Annotated in this window: 10 protein-coding genes; 3 read left to right on the top strand and 7 right to left on the bottom strand. The window is 70.3% G+C overall.

Features of this window, described 5'->3' with window-relative positions; all coding sequences use genetic code 11:
- Window positions 1-224: 224 nt before the first annotated feature.
- Genes pruA through ABZS54_RS24495 form a run of 3 tightly spaced genes read right to left on the bottom strand, consistent with a single transcriptional unit; the run spans window position 225 to window position 3056 of the window.
- Window positions 225-1853, bottom strand: coding sequence for an L-glutamate gamma-semialdehyde dehydrogenase (gene pruA, locus ABZS54_RS24505; protein WP_355539896.1), 1629 nt, complete (start codon window positions 1851-1853; stop codon window positions 225-227).
- Window positions 1854-1908: 55 nt separating this feature from the next.
- Window positions 1909-2568, bottom strand: coding sequence for an HAD hydrolase-like protein (locus tag ABZS54_RS24500; protein ID WP_355539893.1), 660 nt, complete (start codon window positions 2566-2568; stop codon window positions 1909-1911).
- 26 nt (window positions 2569-2594) lie between these two features.
- A complete protein-coding gene (locus ABZS54_RS24495; protein ID WP_355539890.1) occupies window positions 2595-3056 on the bottom strand; it encodes a hypothetical protein in 462 nt (153 codons plus the stop codon).
- A gap of 269 nt (window positions 3057-3325) precedes the next feature.
- Here ABZS54_RS24495 and ABZS54_RS24490 point away from each other — a divergent pair, with 269 nt between their 5' ends.
- Window positions 3326-3919 (top strand): Rv3235 family protein, encoded by a 594-nt coding sequence (locus ABZS54_RS24490; protein WP_355539887.1) that lies wholly within the window; start codon window positions 3326-3328, stop codon window positions 3917-3919.
- A gap of 137 nt (window positions 3920-4056) precedes the next feature.
- Here ABZS54_RS24490 and secA read toward each other — a convergent pair whose 3' ends face one another.
- Window positions 4057-6825, bottom strand: coding sequence for a preprotein translocase subunit SecA (gene secA, locus ABZS54_RS24485; protein ID WP_355539884.1), 2769 nt, complete (start codon window positions 6823-6825; stop codon window positions 4057-4059).
- 139 nt (window positions 6826-6964) lie between these two features.
- Here secA and ABZS54_RS24480 point away from each other — a divergent pair, with 139 nt between their 5' ends.
- Both ABZS54_RS24480 and ABZS54_RS24475 read left to right on the top strand, forming a co-directional pair.
- Window positions 6965-7495, top strand: a complete 531-nt coding sequence (locus ABZS54_RS24480; protein WP_355539881.1) for a GNAT family N-acetyltransferase — start codon at window positions 6965-6967, stop codon at window positions 7493-7495.
- A 28-nt stretch (window positions 7496-7523) separates the two neighbouring features.
- Window positions 7524-8732 (top strand): crosslink repair DNA glycosylase YcaQ family protein, encoded by a 1209-nt coding sequence (locus ABZS54_RS24475; RefSeq protein WP_355539878.1) that lies wholly within the window; start codon window positions 7524-7526, stop codon window positions 8730-8732.
- Window positions 8733-8790: 58 nt separating this feature from the next.
- Here the strand turns inward: ABZS54_RS24475 and ABZS54_RS24470 are convergent, their stop codons facing one another.
- From ABZS54_RS24470 to ABZS54_RS24460, 3 genes are all read right to left on the bottom strand, one after another.
- Window positions 8791-9501, bottom strand: coding sequence for a response regulator transcription factor (locus ABZS54_RS24470; RefSeq protein WP_052174179.1), 711 nt, complete (start codon window positions 9499-9501; stop codon window positions 8791-8793).
- A gap of 219 nt (window positions 9502-9720) precedes the next feature.
- The gene (raiA, locus tag ABZS54_RS24465; RefSeq protein ID WP_355539874.1) at window positions 9721-10401 is read right to left on the bottom strand and encodes a ribosome-associated translation inhibitor RaiA; all 681 of its coding nucleotides are present in this window, start codon (window positions 10399-10401) and stop codon (window positions 9721-9723) included.
- Window positions 10289-10654, bottom strand: a complete 366-nt coding sequence (locus ABZS54_RS24460; protein ID WP_355539948.1) for a phosphoribosyltransferase family protein — start codon at window positions 10652-10654, stop codon at window positions 10289-10291. The genes raiA and ABZS54_RS24460 overlap by 113 nt, the downstream gene beginning before the upstream one ends.
- Window positions 10655-10807: the final 153 nt, after the last annotated feature.

Genomic DNA, 10807 nt, shown 5'->3' with positions numbered 1-10807 from the left:
GTGAACGGGCGCGGCAGGACGCGACGCAAGGCGGTCGCGCAGGAAGCTCACCTTCGTCGTGCACGACTTCGTCGAAGCACGGCCCGCTGATCGCCACCGCCGCGGGTACGGCGGCCGGGCGCCGGCACCGGACGTCGGAGCGGCGGGCGGCACCCGGGCGGCCGGCGAGGCGATCGACGACCGTCGAGGTCCTGCGGGGCGAGGTGCCGGCCCGAGCGAGGCGATCAGTCCATGTGCGGATAGCGGTAGTCGATCGGCGGGTCGAACGTCTCCTTGATCGTGCGGGTGCCGGTCCAGCGCATCAGGTTCTGCATCGCGCCGGCCTTGTCGTTGGTCCCGGACGCCCGCGCGCCGCCGAACGGCTGTTGGCCCACCACCGCGCCGGTGGGCTTGTCGTTGAGGTAGAAGTTGCCGGCCGCGAACCGCAAGAAGCCCGAGGTCTCGGCCAACGCGCGCCGATCGCGGGCGATCACCGAACCGGTGAGCGCGTACGGCGCCGCCGACTCCATCTGCCGCAACATCGCGTCCCAGTCGCCGTCCTCGTACACGTGCACGCCCAGCAACGGCCCGAAGTACTCGGTGGTGAACACCTCGTCCCACGGGTCCTCGGCGAGCACCACGGTGGGTCGCACGAACCAGCCGACCGAGTCGTCGTACGTCCCGCCCGCCAGCACCAGCAGGCCGTCGTCGGCGTGTGCCCGGTCGATCGCCGCCTTGAGCCTGGCGAACGCGCGCTCGTCGATCACCGCGCCCATGAAGTGCCGCAGATCGGTCACGTCGCCCATGGACAGGCCGTCCACCTCGGCCAGGAACGCGTCCCGGAACTCGCTCTCCCAGATCGAGCGCGGGATGTAGGCGCGCGAGGCGGCCGAGCACTTTTGGCCCTGGTACTCGAACGCGCCGCGCACCAGCGCGGTCCGCAGCACATCGTGGTCGGCGCTGGGATGAGCGACCACGAAGTTCTTGCCGCCGGTCTCGCCGACGATCCGCGGATAGCCGCGGTAGACGTCCAGGTTCGCGCCGATGCCGCGCCACAGGTGCTTGAACGTCGCGGCCGACCCGGTGAAGTGCAGGCCCGCGAAGTCCGGGTCGGCCAGCGCGACGTCGGAGACCGCGATGCCGTCGCCGTGCAGCAGGTTGATCACTCCCGGCGGCAGACCGGCCGCCTCCAGGAGCCGCATCAGGTGATGCGCGGCCAGTGCCTGGGTGGGCGAGGGCTTCCACACCACCACGTTGCCCATCAGCGCGGGCGCCGTGGGCAGGTTGCCCGCGATGGCGCTGAAGTTGAACGGCGTGACCGCGTACACGAAGCCTTCCAACGGCCGGTGATCCAGCCGGTTCCACACTCCCGGCGAGTTGATCGGCTGCTCGGCCGTGATCCGCCGGGCGAAGTGCACGTTGAACCGCCAGAAGTCGACCAGTTCGCACGGCACGTCGATCTCCGCCTGCTGCACCGTCTTGCCCTGACCCAGCATGGTCGCGGCGGCGATCGTCTCGCGCCACGGCCCGGCGAGCAGGTCGGCCGCCTTGAGCAGGATCGCCGCGCGGTCGTCGAAGTCCAGCGCACGCCAGCCGGGCGCGGCCTCCCGCGCCGCGGTCAGCGCCGCCCGCGCGTCCTCGTGGGTCGCGTTGGCCAGCGTGCCGAGTTCGCCCGCGCGCCGATGCGGCTGCACGATCTGCACTCGCTTGCCCGCGCCCATCCGGCGCTCGCCGCCGATCGTGTGCGGCAGGTCCACCGGCTCGGCGGACATCTCGGCCAGCCGGGCCGTCAGGCGATCCCGCTCGGGAGAGCCCGGCGCGTAGCCGTGGACGGGTTCGTTGCTCGGCCGGGGCACCCGGGTCACAGCATCCATGGATGCGCAGTGCCCACGAACCGGACAATCGATGCGTCGCCCCTCGGCGCGCGGCTCAGCCGGGGTACGTGCGCGCCAGCGCCACCGCGTCCGCGAGCGAGTCCACCACCGGCACGCCGACCTGCTCCAGACTGGCCCGCGCATGCGAACCGCCCGAGTACAGCACCGCCCGCGCGCCCACCTGCAACGCGGCCGCCGCATCGTCCGCGGCGTCGCCGATGAGCACCACCTCGGCCGGGTCCCGGCGCAGTGCGTCCAGGTGCCGCACCAGGTGCTCGGCCTTGCCGCCACCGGGCGGACCCACCCGCCCGTCGACCCGGACGAACCGCTCCTCGATCCCGAACCGGCGCACGAACGGCATCAGCGCCTCATGCGCGGTCAACGACAGCAGCGACTGGGTACCGCCCTCGCGCTGCCAGCCGTGCAGCAGCTCGTCCGCACCTCGGGCCAGCTCGCACAGCGCGCTGTGCGCGGTGTAGGCCCGCTGGAAGGCCTCGTCGAGCAGGACCCACTCGGCCGGGTCGGGGACCCGGCCGGTGACCTTCTCGTAGAACTTCGGCACGGGCACGCAATAGAGCTCGCGATACCGCTCCAGCGTCATCGGCGGCAGCCCGAGCAGCGCGAACGAGGCGTTCGTGGCCGCGATGATCGCGTCCATGTCGTGGAACAGCGTGCTGTTCCAGTCCCAGACGAGGTGCGGAGGTCGATTCTTCATGGACCTTCATTGTGCCGTGGCCGCGCTCACAGCAGATCGGCCAGCTCCTGTGTCGCGAACCACAACAACTCGTGCTCCTCGGTCGCCTCGATCAGCTCGTCGGTGAGCCCGCCGGCCAGCGCCGCGGCGATCGCGCCCTCGGCCTCGGCGGTGTCCATGTGCACCGCCGCGATCCGCTTGCGCGGCACCGTCGCGTCCACCAGGACCGCGCCCGGCCCGTCCGACGCCCGCTCGCTCACCAGCGCGTCCGGAACATCCGCCGCCAGCACGACCCGACGCGGCGCACCCGGCTCGGCCGCGAGCAGCCGCAACGAATCCTCGGCGGCCCGGGTCAGCGCGCCGTACTCCAGCTCCTCCTCGTCCTGACTGTCGTACCAGGCGCGAAAGGCATCGGTGACCGCGTACGCGGCCAACGGCGCCGACACGATTGCGCCGTCGGCGTGCACCGAGGCCAGACCTGCGGGGGTGGTGGGGATGAACACCCGCATCGGGCGACTCCAATCGAGTGAAATCCCGACATCCCTTCGAGTGCGGCGGGAGCCGGGGCGACGGTGGACCTACCGCCACATTGCGTGAGTCGACGCGTCAGCGTAATCCCCGGGTCGGCCAGACGAATGGTTGACCATGCGTCGCGAGCCGGCTAGGAAGTGCCTGCACACGTCCCGGTCGGGGGAACGAGCGGGACGTGTGCGGCACACCCATGCCCGGCACGTCGGCGCCGGGTCCGTCAATGTTCGGCACTTCTCGGGGAGGACCCATGGTCCACACGAACACCGCCCGCACCACTTCGCCACCGCACCTGTACGTGGTGCGCGCCCCCGCCAGCGAAAGCCCCTTCGATCCGGCCCCGGCGGGCCGGCCCCGGCGCGAGATCCTCCCGCCGGGTGCGCCCGCGCACCGATCCGCGCGGGTACAGGGCGCACTCGCGCTCGCCCCCGACTTCGTCCCCGTCCCCCGGCCGGTGTCGCGCCCCGCGCTGCGGCTGATCCACGCGCCGGCCGAGCCGGACCCGACCGAGGCCCGCCTGCGCGCCCGGCGGCTGGCCCACGCGCTGGCCGAGATCGGCTCCGGCCTGCGGGCGGTCACCCAACTGCGCCCCTATGCCTCCGCCGCCGTCTACACCACCACGCACCACCTGGTCCGCCGACTCGCCGCTCGCCGGGTCGGCCGACTGAGCGTGGAATCGTGCGGCGGCCGCACCCCCGCCGACGGCGTCGCCGAGGGCTACGCCCGCCTGCGCGCCGCCTCCTGGGTCCTCACCGTGGCCTTCCGCCTCGAACGCGACGCCCCCACCCGCCACCCCACCGACACGTGGCTGTGCACGGCCCTGGAACACGACAACCTGACGTGACCCGAAACGCCCGAGGGCCCGAACCGCAATCGCGGTCCGGGCCCCTCGGGTCGGTCCATCACATCGAGCAAGCCGATCCGGCCCGTCCGGCGTTCGAGGACAAGCCGGCCGCAGGCCGCCCGCCCCGCCTCGGGCCCTTACTTCTTCTTGCGCTTCGCGCGCTGGGCCCGCCGCCGCTCCGCGCGGGTCGCACCCTCGTCGACGTCGACGTCGTCCTCGTCGAAGTTCTCCTCGGAGGTGATCACGCCGCCCTCGCCGTCGATCGTCGGCGCGCTGTACTGCAGGTGCGCCGGCCGCTGGGGCGCGTCCAGGCCCTTCGCGTGGATCTCCGGCAGCGGCGCGGCCTTGTCGATCGAGATGCTCGGCGCCTCGGGCACCTGCTCGATCTCGACCTCGACGTTGAAGAGGTAGCCGACCGACTCCTCCTTGATGCCCTCCATCATGGCGTTGAACATGTCGAAGCCCTCGCGCTGGTACTCCACCAGCGGGTCGCGCTGCGCCATCGCCCGCAGGCCGATGCCCTCCTGGAGGTAGTCCATCTCGTAGAGGTGCTCACGCCAGCGACGGTCGAGCACCGACAGGATGACCCGGCGCTCCAGCTCGCGCATGACCTCCTCGCCGAGCTTCTCCTCACGCAGCGCGTAGGCGGCCTGGGCGTCCGCCCGCAGCAGTTCGACGAGCTGCTCGGTGTCCAGCTCGGAGCGGTCGCCGAACTCCTCCTCGGCCTCCTCGATCGTGACGCTGACCGGGTAGAGGCGCTTGAGGTTGGCCCACAGCTTCTCCAGGTCCCACTCCTCGGCGAAACCCTCGGTCGCGCCGTGCACGTACGCCTCGACGGTGTCGTCGATGAAGTGGCCGATCTGCTCCTGCAGGTTCTCGCCCGCGAGCACGCGGCGGCGCTCGCCGTAGATCACCTCGCGCTGGCGGTTCAGCACCTCGTCGTACTTGAGCACGTTCTTGCGGATCTCGAAGTTCTGCTGCTCGACCTGGGTCTGCGCGGACTTGATCGCGTTGGAGACCATCTTCGACTCGATCGGCTGGTCCTCGGGCACGTTGGCCAGGGTCAGCACGCGCTCGACGATGTTGGCCTTGAACAGGCGCATCAGGTCGTCGCCGAGCGAGAGGTAGAAGCGCGACTCGCCCGGGTCGCCCTGGCGGCCGGAACGACCGCGCAGCTGGTTGTCGATCCGGCGGGACTCGTGCCGCTCGGTGCCGAGCACGTACAGGCCGCCGAGGTCGGAGACCTCCTCGTGCTCGGCCTTGACCGCCTTCTTGGCCTTCTCCAGCGCGTCCGGCCAGGCGACCTCGTACTCCTCCGGCGTCTCGGTCGGGGTGAGCCCGCGCTGGGCGAGCTCGGCCGCGGCGAGGTGATCCGGGTTGCCGCCGAGCATGATGTCGGTGCCTCGGCCGGCCATGTTGGTGGCCACCGTGACCGCGCCCTTGCGGCCTGCCTGCGCGACGATCTGCGCCTCGCGCTCGTGGTGCTTGGCGTTGAGCACCTCGTGCGGCACGCCGCGCTTGCGCAGCTGGGCGGAGAGGTACTCGGACTTCTCCACGCTCGTGGTGCCCACCAGGACCGGCTGGCCCTTCTCGTGCTTTTGCGTGATGTCGTCGACGACCGCGTTGAACTTGGCCTCCTCGGTCTTGTACACGAGGTCGGACTGGTCCACGCGCTGCACCGAGCGGTGGGTGGGGATGGGCACCACGCCGAGCTTGTAGATCTGGTGGAACTCGGCGGCCTCGGTCATCGCCGTACCGGTCATGCCGCCGAGCTTCTTGTACAGGCGGAAGAAGTTCTGGAGGGTGACGGTGGCCAGGGTCTGGTTCTCGTCCTTGATGTCCACCCCCTCCTTGGCCTCGATCGCCTGGTGCATGCCCTCGTTGTAGCGGCGACCGGCGAGGATGCGGCCGGTGTGCTCGTCGACGATGAGCACCTCGCCGTCCACGACCACGTACTCCTTGTCCCGCTTGTACAGCTCCTTCGCCTTGATGGCGTTGTTCAGGTAGCCGACCAGCGGGGTGTTGACCGCCTCGTAGAGGTTGTCGATGCCGAGGTAGTCCTCGACCCGGCCGACGCCGGATTCGTGGATCGCGACGGTGCGCTTCTTCTCGTCGACGTCGTAGTCGCCGGTCTCCTCGATGCCCTTGAGCGGGTTGGCGGCCTCGCCGCGCTTGAGTCGCTTGACCATCTTGGCGAAGTCGGCGTACCACTTCGTGGCCTGGTCGGCCGGGCCGGAGATGATCAGCGGCGTGCGGGCCTCGTCGACCAGGATCGAGTCGACCTCGTCGACCACGGCGAAGAAGTGGCCGCGCTGCACCAGCTCGTCCGAGGACCACGCCATGTTGTCGCGCAGGTAGTCGAAGCCGAACTCGTTGTTGGTGCCGTACGTGATGTCGTACCCGTACGCCTTGCGGCGCTCGTGCGGCGGCATGTTCGCCAGGATGCAGCCGACGGTCAGACCCAGGAAGCGGTGGACGCGTCCCATCCACTCCGAGTCGCGCTCGGCGAGGTAGTCGTTGACCGTGACCACGTGCACGCCTTCGCCGGCGATCGCGTTCAGGTAGGCGGGCAGCGTGGAGACGAGGGTCTTGCCCTCGCCGGTGCGCATCTCGGCGATGTTGCCCAGGTGCAGTGCGGCGCCACCCATCAGCTGCACCTTGTAGTGCCGCTGGCCCAGGGTGCGGCGCGCGGCCTCACGAACCGTGGCGAAGGCTTCCGGAAGCAGGTCGTCGAGGGTCTCCCCGTCGACGTAGCGCTGCTTGTACTCGTCCGTCAGCGCCCGAAGCTCGGCATCGGAGAGGTCCTTGAAGTCATCTTCGATCGACTCGATCTGATCTGCGATGCGGTTGAGCTTGCGCAGGATTTTGCCCTCGCCGGCGCGCAGGACCTTGTCGAAGATAGACACGCTGGATGAGCTCCTTGCCCGACGGCGCCCGCCCGCCTTTCGGACGTGACGGCACGGCGGGGCCCGTCCCGCCGATACGGCCATCGTATGCGAGGAGGCAAGCCGGGATCGAGCCTCGCGGGCCGGCACAGTAACCGGCATGGAACCTGTGGAGATCGCGGCGGGGCGCTTTCAGCTCCGGCCCTGGAACGAACACGACGTCGAGGTGGTCGGCGAAGCGCTCGCCGATCCCGGGATCACTCGCTGGATGGCGCTGCCGACGGACGGTGATCCGCACGCGTGGCTGGCCGCCCGCGGGGAGCGGTGGGCGAGCGGGGAGAGCGCCTCCTTCGCGGTGATGGACGCGGTGACGGGCGAGGTCCACGGCCATGTGGCGCTCAAGAACATCGTCCCGCAATGGCGCACGGGCGAGATCGGCTACTGGACGCTGAAGAGCGCGCGCGGCCGCGGCGTGGCCCGGCACGGGGTGGGCGCGGTGAGCCGGTGGGCGTTCGGCGCACTGGACCTGCATCGGGTGGAACTGCGGCACGCGGTGGGCAACGCCGCCTCGTGCGCGGTCGCGAACGCGGCCGGATATGCACTCGAAGGAGTACTCCGGGACTGCGTCATCGGCGCCGCAGAGCCTTTCACCGACGTACATCTGCATGCCCGGCTCGCCACGGACACCTGATGCGAACACACGTTCTAAAGTGGCGGCCATGACCACTTCGCCGACCATCGCGCCGAGCACCGAGCTGACCGCCGACGAGGCCCGCCGGATCGTGCTGGCCGCTCAGGGCCTGCTGGGCGTCCCCGACCGCCGCGCGGGCGTCCTCGGCGTGCTGCACTCGCTCGGCGCGGTCCAGCTCGACACCATCTCGACCCTGGCCCGCTCGCACGAACTGGTGCCGTACGCCCGCCTGGGCCCGGTCGGCCGACCGGCCGTGGAGGCCGCCTACTGGAGCGGCGAGACCGCGTTCGAGTACTGGTCGCACGCGGCCTGTGTGCTGCCGATGTCCACCTGGCCGGACTTCGCCTTCCGCCGTAGGCACTACCGCGGGCGCGGTCACCTGTGGGGTCACCAGGTGACCGAGGACGCCTACCGGAACATCCTGGAGCGGCTGCGCGCGGAGGGTCCGCTGACCGCCACCGGCCTGGGCGGGGCCAAGAACAAGGGCGAGTGGTGGGACTGGAGCGAGACCAAGATCGCAGCCGAGCGCGCGCTCGCCTTCGGTGACGTGGTCTGCGTGCGCCGCGAGAGCTGGAAGCGGGTGTACGACCTGCCGGAACGGGTGATCCCGCCGGCCCTGCTCGCCGAGGAGCCCGACGACGCCGAGTGCGTGCGCCGCCTGGTCGCCCTGGCCGGCCGCCAACTGGGCGTGGCCACCCGGGCCGACCTGATGGACCAGTACCGGCTGACCCGGGCCCAGGTCGACGCCGCGCTGCCGGACAGCGGCCTGGTCCCGGTCACCGTCGCGGGCTGGGGCGAGCGGGCCGCGCGCGAGGGCACCTGGGCCGACCCCGACGCGTTGGCCGCTCCCCCGCGCGGTCGCCACCGCGCCACGCTGCTGTCCCCGTTCGACGCGCTGGTGTGGGACCGACCGCGCACCGCCCGGGTGTTCGGCGGCTTCGAGCATCGCCTGGAGGCGTACGTGCCGGCCGCCAAGCGGGTACACGGCTACTTCGTGATGCCGCTGCTCGCGGGCGGGCGGCTGGTCGGCCGGGTGGACCCGGCGCGCGAGGGACGCACGCTGGTGGCCCGACGGTTGTCCTTCGAGGCCGGCGCCAGGGTCGCCGAGCGCACGCTGGCGGCGGCGGCCCAGGCGCTGCGCGAGGCCGCACGCTGGGTGGGCTGCGAGGACGTACGGATCGAGCAGATCGACCACCAGCGCACCCGCGAACCGCTGTGCGCCCTGCTCGCGAGCTGACCGCCGGCCCGCGCGGGCGCCGGCCGGGCACATCGTCGCCCGTCCGGCGTCCACCGGGTCAGTCGCCGATCTCCAGGATCTTCTCCCGCATCGCGTAGACCACGGCCTCCATGCGCGAGTGCAGTTGGAGCTTCTCCAGGATGTTGCGCACGTGGTTCTTGACCGTGTTCTCGCTGATGAACAACTGCTTGGCGATGTCACGATTGTTACGTCCGGTGGCCACCAGGCGCAGTACCTCGATCTCGCGATCGGTCAGCCGCGGTGCCGGCACCAGACGGCGTTCGTCGTCGCGCCGGCTCATCGACTTGAACTCGGTCAGCAGCTTGACCGCCATCGACGGGCTGATCTGCGACTGCCCGTCGGCCACCGCGCGAATCGCCGAGGCCACCTCGCCGTGCGAGATCTCCTTCAGCAGGTAGCCGGTCGCGCCGGCCTTGATCGCGTCGTAGAGGTCGGCCTCTTCCTCACTCATCGTCAGCATGATGATCTGCGTGCTGGGCGCGACTTCCTTGATCGCCGTGCACGCCTCGATGCCGCCGCGTCTGGGCATCCGGACGTCCATCAGGATGATGTCGGGCAATAGATCCTGAGCGGCTTCCAGCGCCTCGGCGCCGTCCCCCGCCTCGCCCACCACCGTGATGTCCGGTTCGGGCGCGAGCACGATGTCCAGACCCCGGCGAAACAGATCGTGGTCGTCGACCACCAGCACGCGAATCGGTTCGCCCGCTGAGCCGTGGTCCACGCGGGTCGGAACAGATTGTTCACCCACCGTGTTTCCCCCCTGGGTCGGCACGATCCGTGTCCAGGACATGATCCCACGTGATCGCCCCGACGCCAGGCCCTGATGGGTGTTATGTGCGGAACGTACTTGCGAAGCGGAACTTTCGCCAGGGAACGCCAGGGTCGAGCACGCAACCGACGCCGAAACCCCGAAGGGTTTCGGCGTCGGAAGACCGCCTGAGGGCGCGGTGGGACGGCCCGACCGCTGCTATTGCGGTCCGCCGTCCTCGCGGTCCTCGGGCTTGAGGTGGATCACACCGTAGTCGTAGCCGTGCCGGCGGTACACCACGCTCGGCCACTTGGTGCTCGAATCGATGAACAGATAGAAGTCGTGGCCTACCAACTCCATCTCGTACAGCGCCTGGTCGAGCGCCATCGGGCGCCCGGCGTGTACCTTCTCGCGAACCACGAGGGGGCCTTCGCCGTCTACCTCGATCGGGCCCGCCATGTGCGGCTGGGGCCTCAATTCGCCGTTCTTCACAGCCTCGATGTCTTCCGCGGACGCCACCACGGCCCCATTGAGCCGATCGGCGTGATTGATCTCCGCAGTGGCCGCGCCCACCGATACGGGGGAGCGGTGACCATGGTGCACGCGCCGCCGGTCGGCGGCCTTGCGCAACTGCGCTTCGAGTCTCGCGCACGCCATGTCGAGTGCGGCGTATGGGTCGGACGCGGCGGCTTCGCCCCGGATGACGGGACCACGCGTGTTCAACGTGATCTCCACCCGGTCCGAACGCTCCGCCAGCCGCGGGTTCCGCTCCTTGGAGACCTCCACGTCAACGCTGATCACCTTGTCGTCGAGCTTGCGGATCTTCTCCAGCTTCTCGACACAGTGCCTGCGAAAACGCTCGGGTACCTCGGTCTTGCGGCCCTTGACGACAATGTCCACGCAGAACTCCATCCATTGCGCCATGCCGGAGGGGTGGGCACCCATCCGGCCGACCAAGCCGCCGATGGCCCTGCTCCATCCCGCGCCGCCGGGCGGTCGCGGCCACTACGGCCGCCGCCTCGACTCGCCCTCCCACGGCTCGGACCGCACGGGTCGCCTCCGCGAGAGTTACGCCGGTGGTGCAAACATCATCGACGACGATCACCACACTAATGCCCGTAAACAAGGGCGCCAACCTGTCCGAAACGATCATTGACCGACGGACGTTCATCCTCCGTTCATGCGCGGAAAGACCGGATTGATCCCGCACACGCCGGATATGTCGCAGGGCCGGCAGCACCCGCGTGGGCACCCCCGCCGCCCGCAGTCGACCGGCCGCGCGCAGCGCCAGCTCGCCGGTGGCGTC

The sequence above is a fragment of the Embleya sp. NPDC005575 genome, assembly GCF_040605455.1.
GTDB lineage: Bacteria > Actinomycetota > Actinomycetes > Streptomycetales > Streptomycetaceae > Embleya.
The sequence above is the reverse complement of the archived record's forward strand: the minus strand, read 5'-3'. Positions and strand labels throughout refer to the sequence as shown.